This window comes from Burkholderia sp. AU45251, from assembly GCF_030482905.1.
GTDB classification, from domain to species: domain Bacteria; phylum Pseudomonadota; class Gammaproteobacteria; order Burkholderiales; family Burkholderiaceae; genus Burkholderia; species Burkholderia aenigmatica.
The window spans coordinates 27,605-44,874 of the sequence record NZ_JAUJQH010000038.1 but is presented as its reverse complement, the minus strand read 5'-3'; the positions used below and the strand labels follow the sequence as shown (position 1 = coordinate 44,874).

19 protein-coding genes and 2 pseudogenes are annotated in these 17,270 nt (G+C 68.6%); 11 read left to right on the top strand and 10 right to left on the bottom strand.

Annotated features, from left to right (window positions below; all coding sequences use genetic code 11):
* Together QZM67_RS37185 and QZM67_RS37180 are read right to left on the bottom strand one after the other, a co-directional pair.
* Positions 1-280, bottom strand: a pseudogene (locus QZM67_RS37185) (IS3 family transposase); the annotation flags it as partial.
* 133 nt (positions 281-413) lie between these two features.
* A complete protein-coding gene (locus tag QZM67_RS37180; protein WP_301811028.1) occupies positions 414-1,433 on the bottom strand; it encodes a sulfate ABC transporter substrate-binding protein in 1,020 nt (339 codons plus the stop codon).
* 451 nt (positions 1,434-1,884) lie between these two features.
* On the opposite strand from QZM67_RS37180, the gene dapA reads away from it, so the two are divergent.
* Complete coding sequence (gene dapA, locus QZM67_RS37175; RefSeq protein ID WP_301811027.1) at positions 1,885-2,778, top strand: 4-hydroxy-tetrahydrodipicolinate synthase; 894 nt, start codon at positions 1,885-1,887, stop codon at positions 2,776-2,778.
* Positions 2,779-2,799: 21 nt separating this feature from the next.
* On the opposite strand, the gene QZM67_RS37170 is transcribed toward dapA, so the two are convergent.
* From QZM67_RS37170 to QZM67_RS37160, 3 genes are all read right to left on the bottom strand, one after another.
* Complete coding sequence (locus QZM67_RS37170) at positions 2,800-3,180, bottom strand: type II toxin-antitoxin system VapC family toxin (RefSeq protein ID WP_174988741.1); 381 nt, start codon at positions 3,178-3,180, stop codon at positions 2,800-2,802.
* Positions 3,180-3,407 (bottom strand): type II toxin-antitoxin system Phd/YefM family antitoxin, encoded by a 228-nt coding sequence (locus tag QZM67_RS37165; protein WP_041493132.1) that lies wholly within the window; start codon positions 3,405-3,407, stop codon positions 3,180-3,182. The genes QZM67_RS37170 and QZM67_RS37165 overlap by 1 nt, the downstream gene beginning before the upstream one ends.
* 95 nt (positions 3,408-3,502) lie before the next feature.
* Positions 3,503-4,549 carry a LysR substrate-binding domain-containing protein gene (locus QZM67_RS37160; RefSeq protein ID WP_301811026.1) on the bottom strand — a complete coding sequence of 349 codons (1,047 nt, stop codon included), beginning with the start codon at positions 4,547-4,549 and terminating at the stop codon, positions 3,503-3,505.
* Between the two features lie 106 nt (positions 4,550-4,655).
* Here QZM67_RS37160 and QZM67_RS37155 point away from each other — a divergent pair, with 106 nt between their 5' ends.
* A complete protein-coding gene (locus QZM67_RS37155) occupies positions 4,656-5,930 on the top strand; it encodes an MFS transporter (protein ID WP_301811025.1) in 1,275 nt (424 codons plus the stop codon).
* Between the two features lie 55 nt (positions 5,931-5,985).
* On the opposite strand, the gene QZM67_RS37150 is transcribed toward QZM67_RS37155, so the two are convergent.
* Positions 5,986-6,624 carry a glutathione S-transferase family protein gene (locus QZM67_RS37150; protein ID WP_301811024.1) on the bottom strand — a complete coding sequence of 213 codons (639 nt, stop codon included), beginning with the start codon at positions 6,622-6,624 and terminating at the stop codon, positions 5,986-5,988.
* Positions 6,625-6,736: 112 nt separating this feature from the next.
* Here QZM67_RS37150 and QZM67_RS37145 point away from each other — a divergent pair, with 112 nt between their 5' ends.
* From QZM67_RS37145 to QZM67_RS37135, 3 genes and pseudogenes are all read left to right on the top strand, one after another.
* Positions 6,737-7,657 carry a LysR substrate-binding domain-containing protein gene (locus QZM67_RS37145; RefSeq protein ID WP_301811023.1) on the top strand — a complete coding sequence of 307 codons (921 nt, stop codon included), beginning with the start codon at positions 6,737-6,739 and terminating at the stop codon, positions 7,655-7,657.
* Positions 7,658-7,923: 266 nt separating this feature from the next.
* Entirely contained in the window at positions 7,924-8,208 is a 285-nt protein-coding gene (locus QZM67_RS37140; RefSeq protein WP_043187035.1) for a hypothetical protein, read from the top strand.
* A 47-nt stretch (positions 8,209-8,255) separates the two neighbouring features.
* Positions 8,256-8,534: pseudogene (locus tag QZM67_RS37135) on the top strand (phospholipase domain-containing protein); the annotation flags it as partial.
* A gap of 59 nt (positions 8,535-8,593) precedes the next feature.
* On the opposite strand, the gene QZM67_RS37130 reads toward QZM67_RS37135, so the two are convergent.
* A complete protein-coding gene (locus QZM67_RS37130) occupies positions 8,594-9,217 on the bottom strand; it encodes an alpha/beta hydrolase (protein WP_175025500.1) in 624 nt (207 codons plus the stop codon).
* Positions 9,218-9,580: 363 nt separating this feature from the next.
* Here QZM67_RS37130 and QZM67_RS37125 point away from each other — a divergent pair, with 363 nt between their 5' ends.
* Genes QZM67_RS37125 through QZM67_RS37110 form a run of 4 tightly spaced genes read left to right on the top strand, consistent with a single transcriptional unit; the run spans position 9,581 to position 12,217 of the window.
* Positions 9,581-10,522: a glyoxylate/hydroxypyruvate reductase A gene (locus tag QZM67_RS37125; protein ID WP_301811022.1), complete on the top strand. Its 942-nt coding sequence runs from the start codon at positions 9,581-9,583 to the stop codon at positions 10,520-10,522.
* A 26-nt stretch (positions 10,523-10,548) separates the two neighbouring features.
* On the top strand, positions 10,549-11,481 hold the full coding sequence (locus QZM67_RS37120; protein WP_089451378.1) for a hydroxymethylglutaryl-CoA lyase: 933 nt from the start codon (positions 10,549-10,551) through the stop codon (positions 11,479-11,481).
* Positions 11,482-11,507: 26 nt separating this feature from the next.
* The gene (locus QZM67_RS37115) at positions 11,508-12,014 is read left to right on the top strand and encodes a YbaK/EbsC family protein (RefSeq protein WP_043187025.1); all 507 of its coding nucleotides are present in this window, start codon (positions 11,508-11,510) and stop codon (positions 12,012-12,014) included.
* Positions 12,011-12,217, top strand: coding sequence for a DUF1289 domain-containing protein (locus tag QZM67_RS37110; protein ID WP_043187024.1), 207 nt, complete (start codon positions 12,011-12,013; stop codon positions 12,215-12,217). The genes QZM67_RS37115 and QZM67_RS37110 overlap by 4 nt, the downstream gene beginning before the upstream one ends.
* Before the next feature lie 265 nt (positions 12,218-12,482).
* Here QZM67_RS37110 and QZM67_RS37105 read toward each other — a convergent pair whose 3' ends face one another.
* Positions 12,483-13,385 (bottom strand): DMT family transporter, encoded by a 903-nt coding sequence (locus QZM67_RS37105; protein WP_301811021.1) that lies wholly within the window; start codon positions 13,383-13,385, stop codon positions 12,483-12,485.
* A 112-nt stretch (positions 13,386-13,497) separates the two neighbouring features.
* Between QZM67_RS37105 and QZM67_RS37100 the strand changes: the two genes are divergently transcribed.
* On the top strand, positions 13,498-13,989 hold the full coding sequence (locus tag QZM67_RS37100; RefSeq protein ID WP_043187021.1) for an Lrp/AsnC family transcriptional regulator: 492 nt from the start codon (positions 13,498-13,500) through the stop codon (positions 13,987-13,989).
* A gap of 33 nt (positions 13,990-14,022) precedes the next feature.
* Here the strand turns inward: QZM67_RS37100 and QZM67_RS37095 are convergent, their stop codons facing one another.
* Positions 14,023-14,919, bottom strand: a complete 897-nt coding sequence (locus QZM67_RS37095) for an alpha/beta fold hydrolase (protein ID WP_043187020.1) — start codon at positions 14,917-14,919, stop codon at positions 14,023-14,025.
* Positions 14,920-15,185: 266 nt separating this feature from the next.
* Between QZM67_RS37095 and QZM67_RS37090 the strand changes: the two genes are divergently transcribed.
* Positions 15,186-16,145 (top strand): nitronate monooxygenase family protein, encoded by a 960-nt coding sequence (locus QZM67_RS37090; protein ID WP_043187018.1) that lies wholly within the window; start codon positions 15,186-15,188, stop codon positions 16,143-16,145.
* A gap of 115 nt (positions 16,146-16,260) precedes the next feature.
* On the opposite strand, the gene QZM67_RS37085 is transcribed toward QZM67_RS37090, so the two are convergent.
* On the bottom strand, positions 16,261-17,223 hold the full coding sequence (locus QZM67_RS37085; RefSeq protein WP_043187016.1) for a LysR family transcriptional regulator: 963 nt from the start codon (positions 17,221-17,223) through the stop codon (positions 16,261-16,263).
* Positions 17,224-17,270 lie beyond the last annotated feature (47 nt).

The window sequence follows — 17,270 nt, the reverse complement described above, 5'->3', positions numbered from 1 at the left end:
CTCGCAACTGCGTCTCCAACTCTTTGATGCGCTGCTCCGGTGTGAGTGGCTTTGAGTCTGGCTTTGGCATGGTGGAACCCGATCGCGCACGGCCGGATGGATCGGCCCAATCCTGCAAGCCGTGCTTACGTAACCATACCAGCACGGTCGAGCGCCCCTGGATGCCGTAGCGCTGCTGCGCCTCTCTGTACGTCAGTTCGCCTTTTTCGACTTGCGCCACCACCGACAGCTTAAAAGCCAGGCTGTAGTCCCGCTGCGTTCGTTTGATCCCTTGTTGCACTTGGCACCTCTTCGCTTCGGCGAAAAAGTGTCAACCTATTTCAGGACGGGTCACCGCCATGAAAAAAGCCGGCCGCATCAGCGGCCGGCTTCCCGTTGATCCTGCCGCGGCGCGCACGGTGCGCGCCGGCCTGTCACTTCCGGTCGACGATCACGCGATCGAACGTGCCGCCGTCGGCGAAGTGCGTCTTCTGCGCGTTCGCCCAACTGCCGAAGACCTGCTCGACGCTGAACGTCTTCAGCGGCTTGAACTCGGCCGCATGCTTCTTCAGCACGTTCGCGTCGCGCGGGCGCAGATGATGCTGCGCGATGATCTCCTGCGCTTCCGGCGTGTACAGGTAGTCGAGATACGCCTGCGCAACCTTGCGCGTGCCTTTCTTGTCGACGACCTTGTCAACGACGGCGACCGGCGGCTCCGCGAGGATGCTCGCCGACGGATACACGGCGTCGAACTGCGCGCCCGATGCACCCGTGTCCATCAGTGCGACTTCGTTCTCGAACGTCACGAGTACGTCGCCGATGCCGCGCTGCGTGAACGTGGTCGTCGCCCCTCGGCCGCCCGAGTTGAGCACCGGCACGTTGCGGAAAATCGCCTTCTCGAAGTCGAGCGCCTGCTGGTCGGTCGCGCCCTTCTGCTTCTGGAAGCCCCACGCGGCGAGATACGCGTAGCGGCCGTTGCCCGACGTCTTCGGGTTCGCGATGATCACCTGGACACCCGGCTTCGCGAGATCGCTCCAGTCCTTGATCGCCTTCGGGTTGCCCTTGCGCACCAGGAACACCATCGTGGTCGAGTACGGCGAGCTGTTGTCCGGGAAACGTGCACGCCAGTCCTTCGGCAGCAACTGGCCGCGCTCGGCGAGCAGGTCGATGTCGTTCGGCTGGTTCATCGTCACGACGTCGGCCTGCAGCCCCTGCAGCACCGACAGCGCCTGCGCGCTCGACGCGCCGTGCGACTGCTTGATCGCCACCGTCTCGCCGGTCTTCTGCTTGTAGGCGGCCGCAAAGCTCGTGTTGATGTCCTTGTACAGCTCGCGCGTCACGTCGTACGACACGTTCAGGATCGACGTGTCCGCGTGCGCGGCCGTCGCCGCCACGACCAGCGCCGCCGCGGCGCCCGTGTGCAGCCAGCGGCCGATCCCCTTCATGCTTGCCATCGTGATATGCCCCGTTTCCAGTGGTGGTGAGTGTGCGTGACGGCACGCGTACGCGCTGTCATCGAAACGTAAGCGGGCATTCTAGCGGCCGGGCGCGACGCGCTTTCCAATCAGTCGTGGAAAGCAAATCTCGAATCCTGCTAAACGGCGGCGGACGCTCGCGCACGCATCGGATCCGGTGTTAAGATCGCCGCTCAGCCCACTTACGGTTCCTCCATGTCCGCTGCCCTGCGCTCGCTTTCGATCCTCGCCGCCGTCGCGGCAGGTACGCGCGCGGCCGGGCTGAAACTGAAAAAACGACTCCTCGACTGACGGGGACGTCGCGTCCCGTCAGGCGAATGCCGGACGGGATGCCCGCAGGTCGTTTCTTTCTCCTTGCACGCACGCCTCGCTCCGGCACTCCGCCGGCGGAACGGTTCCTTCCCACTCCGTTTCCACCATGAGGCTTTGCATGAACACACGTTTCGAAGGTATCTGGCTGCCGATCATTACGCCGTTCCACCACGGCGAGGTCGACCACGCCGCGCTCGCGCGGCTCGCGCGCCACTATGCGGCCGCGGGCATCGCGGGCTTCGTCGCAGGGGCGACGACCGGTGAGGGCGTGCTGCTCGACGCGCGCGAACAGGATGCGGTGTTCGCGACGCTGCGCGACGCGGCGCCCGGGCTGCCGATCGTCGTCGGGCTGACCGCAAGCGCGACGCACTTCGCGGCCGCCCGCGCGCGCGAACTCGCGGCACTGCGGCCCGACGGGCTGCTCGTCACGCCTCCCGTCTACGTGCGGCCGACGCAGGACGGCATCCGCCGCCACGTCGAGGCGATCGTCGAGGCGGCCGACCTGCCGGTGCTCGTCTACAACATCCCGTACCGCACCGGTGTGAACGTCGAACTGGAGACGCTGCAGGCGCTGGCGCAGGACCCGCGCGTCGCGGGCATCAAGGAATGCGGCGGCACGCTCGACCGGATGAGCCGGCTCGTGCACGACACGCCGCTCGCGATCCTGTCCGGCGACGACAACCAGAACTTCGCGGCGATGTGCGCCGGTGCGCACGGCGCGATCGCGAGCAGTGCGCACGTGCTGCCCCAATGGCATGTGCGCATCCACGCGCTGCTGCGCGACGGGCGGCTCGCCGATGCGCGGCGCCTGTCGGTTGCGCTGCAGCCGCTCGTCGCGGCGCTGTTCGCGGAGCCGAACCCGGCGCCGGTGAAGGCCGTGCTGGCCGCGCAAGGGTGGTGCGAGGACGGGTTGCGGCTGCCGTTCGTGCCGGCGAGTGAAGGGTTGAGGGCGCGGCTGGCAGCCATTTGTGCGGAACTGGAAACGTCCACGCACGCTGTCGCGGCAGCGTAGCATTTCGCTTCCGAAACTGTTTCAGACTGTCAGGATTCGGGACGCACCATATTGCGCGAGGTGGCTGTCGGCCGTGACGAGCAACAGCGGTTCACACCACGCTTGCGCGACGAGCAACCGGTCGAACGGGTCGCCATGATGATGTGGCAGATGACGCACGGCAGCACCATGCGTAGCCCGGACCGGTAGCTCACGATACTTGCTCGTCTTGATCTCACCGACGAGCAAATCCACGTCGACATCCAGCTTTCCCTTCCCGGCTTTGATCGCCATTTCCCAGATGCTCGCGCTGCTGACGAACACGGCATCAGCGCAAGTGATCAGCCTGCGCGCACGCACGCTCAGTTTCGGATCGTCACCCCACATCCACAGAAAGATGTGCGTATCGACCAGCAACCGCATTACTTCCCTTCGAACTCGGCCAGCTCTTCGGCGGAAAGGGGTGCGTCGAAATCGTCGGCAATCCATATCTGCCCCTTGAGGGCGCCGAACCGATGGATGGGCTCAAGCGGCACCAGCCGGACCGACTGTTTGCCATCCTGCGCAATCACGACGCGCTCGCCGGCGATCGCGGCATCGAGCAGCCGCTGCAGATCGAGCGCGGCTTCGGGGACAGTGGCAACTTGCATGATGGGCTCCATTGAGTGATCCGCCATTGTCACGACATTCGCCCTGTTGCTCCAATAGGCCGAACGGCCGCCCGAAGCATGCCAGCCACTCGATATCACGCCGCCAGCGCCGCCCCCTCCGTCGCCTCCCGCACCGCCTGCTTCACGATCCGCGCGAGCCGATCGACGGTCGGCGTGGCCGACGACGTGCGCCGCAGCAGGATCAGCGGCAGGCTCGGCAGTGCCGGCAGCCCGCACGTCGCCGCATCGAGCACGCGCACCGATGCGGGCAGCCCGTAGTGCGAGCGCACCGTCAGCCCGAGGCCGGCCGCCGCCGCGGCCCATAGCCCGGCGAGGCTCGGCGTCGTGAACGCGACCCGCCACGGCACGCCCGCGCGGTCGAGCGCGCCGGTCGCCGCGCCGAAGAACCGGCATGGCCGGTCGAACACGACGAGCGGCAGCGGCTCGCCCGGCGCGCGTATCGCACGGCCGCCCGTTTCGAGCGCGCCGCCTTCCGTACCCTCCTCCGCGGCACCGCCCGGCATGCCGAAGCCGCCCGCTCCCGCCGCCCCGACCCACTGCATCGGCACCTGTGCGATCGCCTCGCTGTCGATCCCCGTGCGCGCCACCAGCGCCGCCGACGCCGGATCGCCCCACACCAGCGCGAGATCGAGCTGGTTCGCGTCGAGCCGGTCGAGCAAATCGGCATTGCGCGCCACCCGCGCCTCGATCCGCACCTTCGGATGCGCGCGCGCGAACCGCCCGAGCACGTCGGGCAGGATCGCCTCGCCGAAATCCTCCTGCAGCCCGACGCGCACCCAGCCGTCGAGATTCGTGCCGCGCACCGCCGCGGCCGCCTCGTCGTTCAGCTCGATCATCCGCCGCGCATAGCGCAGCATCGCGTCGCCGGCGTCGGTCAGCGCCAGCCCGCGCCCGGCTTTCACGAACAGCGGCGTGCCGGCCTGCTCCTCGAGCTTGCGGATCTGCGCGCTCACCGCCGACGACGAGCGCGCGACGCGGTCGGCCGCCTTCGCAAAACTGCCGAGATCCACCCCCGCGACGAGGCTACGCAGCGCCGCCACGTCGAAGTTTGGCCGTGCCAGCGCGGCATCGGCCAGCGCGAGCGACTCGCCGCCGTCGCGCGGAATGTCTTGTCCGGGCATATCAACCATCCTGTTTCATCGAACGATTCATCAAGAACTTTCCGATTTTCAGGATGAATGTAGGTCGCCAGACTGTCGATGTCAATTTCCAACCGGGCCTGCCGTCATGGATACCTCGTACCTCGCCTCCCCCTCCTCGCCCGCCCGCGATGCACGTGGCCCGGCCCATCGCTGGCGCGTGCTGGCCGCCGGCGTCGCCGCGAACATGAGCTTTTCGGCCGCAGCGGCGGGCATTCCGACCACGGCGGTGTGGATGCGCACGGCCTATCACCTCGACAACGGCGCACTCGGCCTCGTGCTCGGCGCGCTCGGCTTCGGCGTCGCGCTGTCCGAGCTGCCGTGGGGGATGGCCGCCGATCGCTTCGGCGATCGCCGCGTGCTGCTCGCCGGGCTCGTCGCGACGGCCGCGATGTTCGCGCTGATGGTGTGCACGATCGTCCCGACCGCGCACGGGGTGCCGCCGCTGCTGCGGGTCGTCGCGGCGATGTGCTGCGTCGGCCTGCTCGGCGGCAGCGTGAACGGGTCGAGCGGGCGCGCGGTGATGCGCTGGTTCGGCGAGCGCGAACGCGGGCTCGCGATGAGCATCCGCCAGACGGCCGTGCCGCTCGGCGGCGGGATCGGCGCAGCGCTGCTGCCGTCGCTCGCGTCGCACCTGGGCTTTGCCGCGGTATTCGGCACGCTGATGCTGCTGTGCGCGGGATCGGCGGCGCTGACCTGGCGCTGGCTGCACGAGCCGCCCGCCGCACCGGTCACCGTGGACGCCGCTGCGACACGCGCGGCGGAACAGCCGCATCGCGCAGCCCCGCGCACCCGCGGCCCGCTGACGAGCGGCCCCGTGTGGCGCATCGTGCTCGGCATCGGCACGCTGTGCGCACCGCAGTTCGCGGTGCTCACGTTCGCGACGGTGTTCCTGCACGACTTCGGCCGGCTCGGCCTCGCCGGCATCAGCGCGGCGATGGTCGTGCTGCAGCTCGGCGCGATGGTGACGCGCGTCTGGAGCGGCCGCCATACCGACCGGCACGGCAACCGGCGCGCGTACCTGCGCCGCTCGGTGCTCGTCGCGGCCGGGTCGTTCGCGCTGCTTGCGGCCGCGACGGCAGGCTGCCCGCAAGTCCCCGTCGCCGCGATCGTCGTGATTCTCGTGTTCGCCGGCATCTGCGTGTCGGCGTGGCACGGCGTCGCGTACACGGAGCTCGCGACGCTGGCGGGCGCGAACCACGCGGGCACCGCGCTCGGGATGGCAAACACGATCTGCTACCTCGGACTGTTCGCCACGCCGCTCGCGATTCCACCGCTGCTCGCCGTCAGTTCGTGGAGCGTCGTGTGGCTCACGGCCGCGCTGGTCGCCGCCGCAACCTATCCGCTGTTCGCCGCGCGATAGCGGCCGTGCGATGCCCGCGGGCATCGCGGCACCCGCCGCGACACCCACGCTTGCATCAGGCCCCTTCGCGCACCAACGCACGTCGCGCGGCCGGCCGTTCGGCCTCGCGCAGCGCATGGGCAGTCCACGCGGGATGCCGCGTCATGTCGAGCCCGATCGCGACACCCCAGCGATACAGCACGAACAGGAACGGATCGACGATCGAATGTGCGCCTGGCTCGGCCCATGGGCGACCGTCTGCGAGCGCGGCTTCGATCGTTGCATTCGCGGCTTCGATCGTGTCTCGACCGTGCGCACTGACCTCGCCGTGCAGGGCCGGATCGCCGATGAAGCGACCCGGCCGCCACAGCGCGCCGTAGCCGACGCCATGCACCCAGCCGACCAGCCAGGCGAGCCATTCGTGACACCGTGCCTCGCGCAACGGATCGCCGAGCGGCAGCAATTGCGCGTCCGGATAACGGCGCGCGAGATACGTGAGGATCGCCGGCGTTTCGGTCAGCACGCGCGGCTCGCCTGGAATCGCGAGCACCGGCACGCGCGCCTTCGCGTTGATCGCGAGATAGCGCGCTTCGAGGTTCTGCTGCTTCTGCACGGAGACGATCTCGACGTCGAACGGCGCGCCGGTTTCCTCCAGTGCGATGTGGGCGGCAAGCGAGCAGGCGCCTGGCGACAGATAGAGACGATATGCGTTCATGGTGGTGTGGCCCGACGGGGCTGTGGAAGACGGAACCGAGTGTAGGAACGCGTGCACTTGCGCCGCAAACGATGAATTGTCGTGCTCGGACATTAGTGTTACTAATACCTGCATGCGACGCATCCACCTTCCTCCGCTGCAGACGCTGCGCGCGTTCGAGACCGCCGTGCGGCTGCAGAGCTTCACGCGCGCGGCCGACGAACTTGCGCTCACGCAAGGCGCCGTCAGCCAGCACATCCGCGCGCTCGAGGCGCAGCTCGGCTACCCGCTCTTCACGCGCGAACGCAACGGCGCGACGCCGACGCACGCCGCGCACGCGCTCGCACTGCAGGTGCGCCAAGGCCTCAGCGTGCTGGAACGCGCATTCGAGCCGGCACTCGCCACGCGCAGCCGCCCGCGCACCGGCGACGTCACGCTGAACGTCAGCGTGCTGCCGAGCGTCGCCGAGCGCTGGCTCGCCCCGCGCCTGCCGCGCTTCTCGGCCGCGCATCCGCACATCGCGATCGCGCTGCACCCGGACGTGGCACTCGCGCCGCTGCGCAAGCGCGACCGCATCGACGTCGCGCTGCGCTACGGGCCCGGCACGTGGCCGGGCGTCGTCGCCGAGAAGCTGATGAACGAGACGATCTTTCCGGTCGCGAGCCCCGCGTACCGCAATCGCGACGGCGTCGCGCCGCGCGCGCCGGCGGATCTCGTGCGCGCGACGCTGCTGCGCCATCCCGCCCAGCCGTGGGAACCGTGGCTCCAGGCCGCGCGGCTCGGCCTCACCGAATCCGCGCGCGCGCCGCGCTTCACCGATGCGAATGCGCTGATCGACGCGACGCTGAAAGGACGCGGCGTCGCACTCGCGCGACGCTCACTGATCGAGCCCGAACTCGCGGACGGCACGCTCGTGCGCGTGTCGACGGTGCGCGTGACCGACGTGTATGCGCACTACGTCGTGTGGCGCCCCGGCCATCCGCACGAAGCGGCGATCCGCACCTGGCTCGACTGGCTGCGCAGCGAGGTGCGGCGACGCACGCCGCGGCGCTGACGCAACGCGATCGGCTGCACACGTTCATCATGAACCGTCACGCTGCCGTGAACGTCTTCGCGCATCGCGTCGCGTGCCCGCGTAAAAGTGCCCGGCCCGCATCGTCCACCGGGAAATGTTGCACGGGCACCATTCCGTTCGGGCGACGGGTCAGGATCTCGAAAGCATTCCGCGATCACGCGCCGGTCGCAAACGATTCACCGAAACGTCGCACCGTATCGGCATACTCGAAAACGTTTCCCGATCAGCCTGCCAGGAGAGAAGTCATGCGTCGCGTTTCCGTCGTTGTCGTTCTTTGTGCCGCCGCTTTCGTCGCCGCCTGCAGCGACGACGCGCCGCACGACGCACACGCGACCGACGCGTCGCAGCAGGCCGGCGCATCGGCCGGCTCCGCCAGCGCATTCAACAACGATGCAGCCGCGAACGCCGCCGCGTCCGATGCCGCGCCGCTCGCGCCGCCCGTCGTGCACTACCCGCCCGATGACGACGACGACGCGAAGCCCACGGCGAATGCGGCCGCGTCGAGTGCCGCCGCGTCGTCGCCCGGCTGATCCCTCCGCTTCCGTCCCCCGATCGCAGCAGAACCGAGGTGGACAACAACGGGAACCTGTACCTGAAGCTGCGCAACCCCGGCGGGGCTCGCGTCACGCTGCCGCTGACCGACAACACGTACGGCGCGCCGTCGCGGCAGGTGACGCCGCATGGCGGCGACGAGCGTGTCGAGCAGTGGACGCTCGCGTCGAGGCACCAATGGTATGACGTGACAGTGAGCGACGGCGCTGCCGGCACCTTCTCGCGCCGTTTCGCGGGCCACGTCGAGAACGGCCGGCCGAGCTATCCGGATCCGGCGCCGGTACAGCTCGTCTCCGCGGCGTAGGCACGACGGCGCAGCGTGGCGCGGCCCAGACGGGCCGTGCGCGCCGCCCGCCCGGCTGGTCAGATCGCGTGCGCGAGCGCGCGGTCGACGAGCGTGGCTTCGAAGCCGTCGTCCGCGTCGCGAAAGCGCAGCGGTGCCGCGCAGTGGACGAGCGTGTCGATGAAATACTTCGCGCGCGGCCACGGCCCGAAGCCAGCCGCCGTGTTGATGTGCCCGGCGTCGCCGAGGTTCACGAACGCGCTGCCGAGGTGCTGCGCGAGCGTGCGCGCATCGGCGAGCGGCATCCACGGATCGGTCTCGCTGCCGATCACGATCGACGGCACGGCGAGCCGGCGCGCGTCGAACGGCCCGGCAAACGTGAATTTCTTCGGACTGGCGGGCGCGACGAGCAGCACGCCAGCGACATTGCCCGCGTGCGGCCACTGTGCAAGCGCATGCGCAGCCGCGAGGCAGCCGAAGCTGTGCGCGGCCAGCACGAACGGGCCGCGTTCGCGGTCGAGCAACGCGCGCACCGATTGCGCCCAGCGCGCGAGATCGGGCGCGTCCCAGTCGTGCTGCTCGACGCGCAGCGAGCGCGGGAACTGCCGTTCGAGCCAGGTCTGCCAGTGAGCGCCTTCGCTGCCGTGCAGGCCCGGAACGGTGACGAGCCGCGGCGGCCACGCCGATTTGCTGCATGCGCGCATGATTGCCCTCGCTTGCTTGAAGACGGGATTCGATTGTGGCGCGGCGCCCGCGGCCACCGAACCAATATTTTGTGCTTTGCTTTTGCGTGGGCCGGCCATCCGGGGGCCGGCCATCCGGGAGCGGCCGCCCACGCCGGTCGCCCACGCCGGTCGCCCGCCCCGCAGTACCGGCGCGCGATGCGCCGCGAAACCGTAGAATGTGGGCTTCCCGTCAGCTTCATACGGAACCGGGGCCGGGCGCCGACGCGCCGGGCGCCCGGTCGTCAGGAGACGCCCGATGTCCGCTACGCCCGCCGGCGCGCTGCGCCCGGCTCCTCTCGCCATTCCCGTGACGCGCCTCGCCGGCGCGCGCATCGTCATCCAATGAAGATCCTGTTCCATTCCCCGCACCAGGAAGCAGGCGCGTGGCGCGACGCGTTCGCGCATGCGCTGCCGGAAGCCCAACTGCGCGCGTGGCAGCCGGGCGACACGGCCGCCGCCGACTACGCGCTCGTCTGGCGCGCGCCGCGCGAATTCTTCACGCCGCGCGACGGCCTGCGCGCGATCTTCAACCTCGGCGCCGGCGTCGACGCGCTGCTCGCGCTCGAGCGCGCGCATCCGGGCACGCTGCCGCGGCACGTACCGCTGGTGCGCCTGGAAGATTCGGGCATGGCGCAGCAGATGGTCGAATACGTGACGCACGCGGTGCTGCGCTACCTGCGCCGCTTTGACGAATACGACGCGCTGCAGCGCGAGCGCTGCTGGCGGCCGCTCGAACCGCACGCGCGCGCCAGCTTCACCGTCGCCGTGCTCGGCCTCGGCGTGCTCGGCGCGCAGGTCGCGCAAGCGCTCGCCGCGCTCGGCCTGCCCGTGCGCGGCTACAGCCGCAGCGCGAAGCAGCTCGACGGCGTCACGACCTTTGCCGGAGAAGGCGCGTTCGACGCATGCATCGACGGCGCGAAGGTGCTCGTCAACCTGCTGCCGAGCACGCCCGACACCGACGGCATCCTGTCGGCGCGCACCTTTGCGCGGCTCGCGCCCGGCGCGTATGTCATCAACGTCGCGCGCGGCGCGCATCTCGTCGAAGCCGACCTGCTCGACGCGCTGTCGAGCGGCCAGGTGGCCGCCGCGACGCTCGACGTGTTCGATCGCGAGCCGCTGCCGGAAGACCATCCGTTCTGGCACGCGCCGCGCATCACGATCACCCCGCACAGCTCGGCCGAGACGCTGCGCGACGAAGCCATCGCACAGATCGCCGGCAAGATCCGCGCGCTCGAGCGCGGCGAGCGCGTCGGCGGCATCGTCGACTACGCACGCGGCTACTGAACCTACAAGCAAACCAGGAGACAACCATGACGTTCCCCACCGCCGTCAAGATCGTCGAAGTCGGCCCGCGCGACGGGCTGCAGAACGAGAAGACCTTCGTGCCGACCGACGTGAAGATCGCGCTCGTCGACCGGCTGTCGCACGCCGGCTTCCGCAATATCGAGGCCGCGTCGTTCGTGTCGCCGAAATGGGTGCCGCAGATGGCCGACGGCGCCGACGTGATGGCCGGCATCGAGCGCCGCGCGGGCACGGTGTACTCGGTGCTCACGCCGAACCTGAAGGGCTTCGAGAATGCGGTCGCCGCGCGCGCCGACGAAGTCGTGATCTTCGGCGCGGCAAGCGAGGCCTTCTCGCAGCGGAACATCAACTGCAGCATCGCCGAGAGCATCGCGCGCTTCGAGCCCGTCGCGAAGGCCGCGAAGGATGCGGGCCTGCGGCTGCGCGGCAGCGTGTCGTGCACGCTCGGCTGCCCGTATCAGGGCGAAGTGCCGGTCGCATCGGTCGTCGACGTCGTCGAACGCTTCGCCGCGCTCGGCTGCGACGAGATCGACATCGCCGACACGATCGGCGTCGGCACGCCGAAGCGCACGCGCGAAGTGCTGTCGGCCGTCACGCGCGTGTTTCCGCGCGAACGCCTGTCGGGCCACTTCCACGACACCTACGGCCAGGCGCTCGCGAACATCTACGCGGCGCTGTTCGAAGGGATCGAGATCTTCCACGCGTCGGTCGCGGGCCTCGGCGGCTGCCCGTACGCGAAGGGCGCGACCGGCAACGTCGCGACCGAGGACGTGCTGTACCTGATGCAGGGCCTCGGCATCGAAACCGGCATCGATCTCGCGCAGGTCGTCGCCGCCGGCGACTTCATCTCGAACGCGATCGGCCGCGCGAACGTGTCGCGCGCCGGTCGCGCACTGCTCGCCAAGGCGCAGAGCGCGGCCGACGCCGCGAACTGCGTGTGACCCCGACTTTCCACGGATTCCTCGACATGACGACACCCGCTTCACTCGACGCCCTCCCCGATTCCGCGCGACGCGTCGCGCTGCTGCTGCGCGAGCGCGGCCACGAGAAAGGCATCGTGATGCTCGCCGAAACCGGCAAGACTTCCGCCGAAGCCGCAGCCGGACTCGGCTGCTCGGTCGCGCAGATCGCGAAGTCGATCCTGTTTCGCCGGCAGTCGGACGGTGCGCCGGTGCTCGTAGTCGCGAGCGGCGTCAATCGCGTCGACGAGAAGAAGGTCGCCGCGCAGGTCGGCGCAGTGGGCCGCGCGGACGCGAAGTTCGTGCGCGACAACACCGGCTACGCGATCGGCGGCGTCTGCCCGATCGGCCATCTCGTCGAACCCGTCACGCTGATCGACGCCGACCTGCTCGCGCTCGACAGCCTGTGGGCGGCCGCCGGCCATCCGCACGCGGTGTTCAACCTGTCGCCGAACGAACTCGTGTCGCTGACGGGTGCGCCGGTCGCGGACGTCGCGTTGCGGGAGCCCGCGTGAGCGACGTGCCGGTGCAAGTCGGCACGGTCGCGTCGCCGTGCACCGACGTCTGCCGGATCGATCCGCGCACCGACTGGTGCGCGGGTTGCCTGCGCACGCGTGACGAGATCAAGGGGTGGCGTGCGTCGGACGACGACGCGAGGCGCGCGTTGCTCGCGCGGCTCGATGCGCGGCGGCGGCTGATTGCGGGAAGCGGCGCATAAAAAAAAGCCGTTCAGCCTGACGGGCGAACGGCATCGAGATCGGAATCCTGTGAACGTGATCAACGTCACAGCCCGCATCATACGAGCGACGCGGCCGCATCGCATCGGGTGTTTCCCTACAACTTCTTACAGCGTCTTTCATGCGTGCGCGCGCGCCGCTTTCGCTCGCCATCTGCGCGCCATCCGCTCCCAATACGCGTTCCTGAAATTCGCATTCGACACGCCGCGGCGCTGCGCCGCGGCGGCGCCGAATCGTACGACCGTTTCAGTTGCCGACTGCCGCGCGACGCGCGGGCACGATGCGCCAGCCGAGATTCACGCCGGCCGCCGCGAGCAGGATCAGCAGCGCGCCGAACACCTGCGTCCACGCGAGCGTCTGCCCGAACGCAACGTGATCGACGACGATCGCGACGACCGGATAGACGAACGACAGCGCACCCGTCATCGCGGTCGGCAGCTTCTGGATCGCGCCGTACAGCAGCACATACATCAGGCCCGTGTTCACGACGCCGAGCACAACGAGGTCGAACCACTGCGCGGCGGTCGCCGGCAGCGTGCCGAAGTGCGCGAACGGCGCGAGCAGCAGGACACCGAGGCCGGCCTGCAGCAGCGCGAGCAGATGCGGCGGCGTGCCCTTCAGGTGCTTCGTGACGATCGACGAGATCGCATACAGAAAGGCCGCGCCGAGCGACAGCGCGACGCCTTCCAGATATTCGCCCGGCACCGCGAGCACGGCCGGCTCGACGCGCACCACGGCGACGAGCCCGACGAATGCGAGCGCGAGCCACGCCACCGTCGACGCGGTGATCCGCTCGCGGAACACGATCGCGCCGAGCGCGACCAGCATGAACGGCTGCGTGTTGTAGACGGCGGTCGCCATCGAGATCGATGCGCGCGAATAGGCGGCGAACAGCAGCAGCCAGTTCGCGACGATCGCGACGCTGCCGAGCGTCGCAAGCGCGAGCATCCGCGGCGAGAACAGCGCGCGACGCAGGAAGCCGAACGCCGCGCAGACGATCGCAAGCGTCGCGGCACCGAACAGGCAACGGAAGAACACGACGTTCGTCAGCGGCTGCTGCGACGACATCACGAGCCAGCCGATCGTGCCGGACATCATCATCGCGACGACCATCTCGGCGGCGCCGCGGCGAATTTCATTCGAAGCCATCGTGAACTCCGTTCAGAAGAGTGGATGACTTCGATTCTAGAAACTTGCTTTCACGACAACCACGGCTAAACTGAAGTAAATCAACCGATTCACCTTCGAAAGCAAAGCGATCATGCCGAAACGCCTTTCCCCGCCCGCGGTCGCGTCGCTCGACGCGATCGACCGCGCGATCCTCGCGGCGCTGGCCGACGACGCGCGCATCGCCACCAGCGAACTCGCCCGGCAGATCGGGCTGTCGGCGCCCGCGACCGCCGACCGCGTGCGGCGGCTCGAAGCGCAAGGCGTGATTGCCGCGTTCACGGTCGAGCTCGACCCGCGCGCGCTGGGCTACACGCTGCAGGCGATCGTCCGCGTGAAGCCGCTGCCCGGCCAATTGCATCTCGTCGAAGAGATGCTGCGGCGGATTCCCGAATTCGTCGAATGCGACAAGGTCACCGGCGACGACTGCTTCATCTGCCGGCTCTACCTGCGCACGATCGAGCACCTCGACGGCATCCTGTCGAAAGTGACGGAGCGGGCCGAGACGAGCACCGCGATCGTGAAATCGACACCGGTGCCGCGCCGGCTGCCGCCGCTCGTCGAGGACGACGGCGCGCACCGCTGAGCAGCGGGCGGCACGCGCCGCCCGCACGCGCACTTATGCCGCCGGGTCGCGCGCCTCGAAAAACGCGAGCAGCTCGTCGATCAGCGCGACGGGCGCCTCTTCCGGAATGTAGTGCCCGCAGTCGAGCGCGCGGCCGCTGACGTCGCGCGCGACACGACGCCATTCGTCGAGCGGATCGAAGCAGCGACCGACGATCCCGTTCTCGCCCCACAGCACGCGCAGCGGGCACGCGACCTTGTTGCCGCGCTCGAGATCCGCACGGTCGTGCTCGAGATCGATCGTCGCGGACGCGCGGTAGTCCTCGCACATCGCATGCACGGCGCCCGGCTGCGCGAGCGCGGCCCGGTACGCGGCGAGCGCCTCGGGCGCGAACGGCGCGAGCCCGGCGGACCGGTTGCCCATCACGCGCTCGATGTACGCATCGGTATGCGCGCCGACCAGCGTCTCCGGCAGCGGCGCCGGCTGGATCAGGAAGAACCAGTGGAAATACGCGGTCGCGAACGCACGATCGGTTTTCTCGTACATCGCGAGCGTCGGCGCGATGTCGAGCAGCATCATCCGCTCGACGGCGTCCGGATGATCGAGCGCGAGCCGGTGCGCGACCCGCGCGCCGCGATCGTGCGCACACACATGGAAGTGGTCGAAACCGAAATGCCGCATCACGGCGACCTGGTCGGCCGCCATCGCACGTTTCGAATACGGCGCATGCTGCGCGTCGCTCGGCGGCTTGCCCGATGCGCCGTAACCGCGCAGGTCGGTGGCGATCACCGTGAAATGATTCGCGAGCGTCGCGGCAACGCGATGCCAGATCATGTGGGTTTGCGGATGTCCGTGCAGCAACAGGAGCGGCGGACCCGCGCCTCCTTTGACACCGAAGATGTCGGTGTCCTGCACCGTCACGCGAAACGGTGCAAACGCCTCAAACGACATGGTTTGTTTCTCGTTGGTTTGTTATGGCGGTTATTTTAGGAGCGCTTGCGCGTCTGCACAGCGCGGTACCCCCCTGAATCCGTAGAAAGAGAACACTCACTCGATTGCCGCCACACCGTGCAGTTTGTTAAGCTCGCGTAGAATCGCACGATCGTTCGTATTAATAAGAACGACCTCGTTTCGCAGCTACACTCGAATTACGGTTCGACCGCAAAGCATGGCGTCGGCGCGACTGCGCGACCGCCCCTGGAGACTGGAGACATCACATGGCATTGCCCACCGTCCTGCAAAACCTGACGCTGCCCGTCATCGCGTCGCCGATGTTCATCGTCAGCTACCCCGAACTCGTGCTCGCGCAATGCAAGGCGGGCATCGTCGGTTCATTCCCCGCGCTCAACGCCCGCCCGGCCGAACTGCTCGACGAGTGGCTCACGCAGATCCAGTCCGAGCTCGCCGACCACCAGGCAAAAAATCCCGACGCGGTGATCGGCCCGATCGCGGTCAACCAGATCGTCCATCAGTCGAATGCGCGGCTCGAGCACGACGTGCGCGTGTGCGTCGAGCACAAGGTGCCGATCTTCATCACGAGCCTGCGCGCGCCGGCGCGCGAGATCGTCGACGCGGTGCACAGCTACGGCGGCATCGTGCTGCACGACGTGATCAACCTGCGTCACGCGCAGAAGGCGCTCGAAGCCGGCGTCGACGGGCTGATCCTCGTCGCGGCCGGCGCAGGCGGCCACGCAGGCACGACGTCGCCGTTCGCGCTCGTCGGCGAAGTCCGCAAGATCTTCGACGGTCCGATCGTGCTGTCCGGCTCGATCGCGAACGGCGGCTCGATCCTCGCCGCGCAGGCGATGGGCGCCGATTTCGCGTACATGGGCACGCGCTTCATCGCGACCCAGGAAGCGCACGCGATCGACGACTACAAGCACGCGATCGTGAACGCAAAATCGTCGGACATCATCTACACGAACCTGTTCACGGGCGTGCACGGCAACTACATCCGCGAGAGCATCGAGAAGGCCGGCCTCGATCCGGACGCACTGCCGGAATCCGACAAGACCAAGATGAATTTCGGCAGCGACAAGACGAAGGCGTGGAAGGACATCTGGGGCGCCGGCCAGGGCGTCGGCCTGATGGACGACCTGCCGAGCGTGGGTGCGCTCGTCGAGCGCCTGAAGCGCGAGTACGACGACGCGAAGGCACGGCTCGGCATTCCGCGCTGACGGATGCGGCGGCCACGACGGCCGCTACCGGCGCACATACCGTCAGACAAAACAAAAAGCGCGAACCGCAGCGGTTCGCGCTTTTTCATTGCCCCGCCGCAGCGGGAAAGACGGTTCAGACCGCGCGCTTCATCCGCGTCATCGGCAGCACGCGCAGGTGCGATTCGATCGACGGGCACAGCGACTGCCCTTCGAAACGCGCCGCCAGGAAGTCGACGAACGAACGCACCTTCGCGGACACGTGACGCCGGCTCGCGTAGACCGCATAGATCGGCGCCTCGTGCGGCGGCACCGCATCGAGCAGCACCGGCACGAGCCGGCCGGACTCGATGTCGTCGCCGACCACCTCGGTGCCGAGCAGCGCGATGCCCGCGCCCGCAAGCACGGCCGCACGCAGCCCTTCGAGGTGATTCACGATCAGGTTGCCGTTGAGGTTCACGCGCGACGCGGCGGCCGCGTCGATCACCAGCGAGTCGAGCATCGTCGAATTCGAGTCGCGCCGCAGGTAGTTGTGGTGCGCGAGATCGGCGATCGTCGTGGGGGTGCCGTGTTTCTCGAGATACTCGGGCGACGCGACCAGCAGGATGTGCGCGGTCGCGATCTGCCGCGCGACCAGCGACGACGATTTCAAGCCGTTCGGCGCCGCGCGCACCGCGACGTCGTAGCCTTCCTCGATCAGGTCGACCACGCGATCGGACAGCGTCATGTCGACGGTCACGTCCGGGAACCGGCCCGCATAATCGGTGACGGCCTGCATCACGTGCCGCAGCCCGAACGCGGACAGCGACGTCACGCGCAGCCTGCCTTGCGGCACCACGCTTGCGGCGCCGACGGCCTGCCCGGCTTCGTCGAGTTCCGACAGCGCCTGCACGAGGCGCTCATAGTATTCGCGTCCCGCCTCGGTAGGGGCGACGCGTCGTGTCGTGCGATGCAGCAGCCGCGCACCGAGCTGTTGCTCGAGATGCATCACGTGCTTGCTCGCCATCGCAGCCGACATCTGCATGCGCTCGGCCGCGCCGACGAAGCTGCCCACTTCGACGACGTAGCGAAACACATTCATGCTGACGAGGGTATCCATCGAACTAGCTCGTAATGACGGGGGAATGGTCCAATTACGAGATAGGG

Excerpts from the sequence above, each read along its gene's own strand:
- QZM67_RS37115 (WP_043187025.1), top strand. The coding sequence starts at position 11,508 with ATGACGACACCCGCTTCACTCGACGCCCTCCCCGATTCCGCGCGACGC.
- dapA (WP_301811027.1), top strand. The coding sequence starts at position 1,885 with ATGAACACACGTTTCGAAGGTATCTGGCTGCCGATCATTACGCCGTTC.
- QZM67_RS37160 (WP_301811026.1), bottom strand. The coding sequence starts at position 4,549 with ATGCCCGGACAAGACATTCCGCGCGACGGCGGCGAGTCGCTCGCGCTG.
- QZM67_RS37170 (WP_174988741.1), bottom strand. The coding sequence starts at position 3,180 with ATGCGGTTGCTGGTCGATACGCACATCTTTCTGTGGATGTGGGGTGAC.
- QZM67_RS37155 (WP_301811025.1), top strand. The coding sequence starts at position 4,656 with ATGGATACCTCGTACCTCGCCTCCCCCTCCTCGCCCGCCCGCGATGCA.
- QZM67_RS37085 (WP_043187016.1), bottom strand. The coding sequence starts at position 17,223 with ATGGATACCCTCGTCAGCATGAATGTGTTTCGCTACGTCGTCGAAGTG.
- QZM67_RS37180 (WP_301811028.1), bottom strand. The coding sequence starts at position 1,433 with ATGGCAAGCATGAAGGGGATCGGCCGCTGGCTGCACACGGGCGCCGCG.
- QZM67_RS37150 (WP_301811024.1), bottom strand. The coding sequence starts at position 6,624 with ATGAACGCATATCGTCTCTATCTGTCGCCAGGCGCCTGCTCGCTTGCC.
- QZM67_RS37105 (WP_301811021.1), bottom strand. The coding sequence starts at position 13,385 with ATGGCTTCGAATGAAATTCGCCGCGGCGCCGCCGAGATGGTCGTCGCG.
- QZM67_RS37145 (WP_301811023.1), top strand. The coding sequence starts at position 6,737 with ATGCGACGCATCCACCTTCCTCCGCTGCAGACGCTGCGCGCGTTCGAG.
- QZM67_RS37095 (WP_043187020.1), bottom strand. The coding sequence starts at position 14,919 with ATGTCGTTTGAGGCGTTTGCACCGTTTCGCGTGACGGTGCAGGACACC.
- QZM67_RS37125 (WP_301811022.1), top strand. The coding sequence starts at position 9,581 with ATGAAGATCCTGTTCCATTCCCCGCACCAGGAAGCAGGCGCGTGGCGC.
- QZM67_RS37100 (WP_043187021.1), top strand. The coding sequence starts at position 13,498 with ATGCCGAAACGCCTTTCCCCGCCCGCGGTCGCGTCGCTCGACGCGATC.
- QZM67_RS37090 (WP_043187018.1), top strand. The coding sequence starts at position 15,186 with ATGGCATTGCCCACCGTCCTGCAAAACCTGACGCTGCCCGTCATCGCG.
- QZM67_RS37120 (WP_089451378.1), top strand. The coding sequence starts at position 10,549 with ATGACGTTCCCCACCGCCGTCAAGATCGTCGAAGTCGGCCCGCGCGAC.
- QZM67_RS37130 (WP_175025500.1), bottom strand. The coding sequence starts at position 9,217 with ATGCGCGCATGCAGCAAATCGGCGTGGCCGCCGCGGCTCGTCACCGTT.
- QZM67_RS37165 (WP_041493132.1), bottom strand. The coding sequence starts at position 3,407 with ATGCAAGTTGCCACTGTCCCCGAAGCCGCGCTCGATCTGCAGCGGCTG.
- QZM67_RS37140 (WP_043187035.1), top strand. The coding sequence starts at position 7,924 with ATGCGTCGCGTTTCCGTCGTTGTCGTTCTTTGTGCCGCCGCTTTCGTC.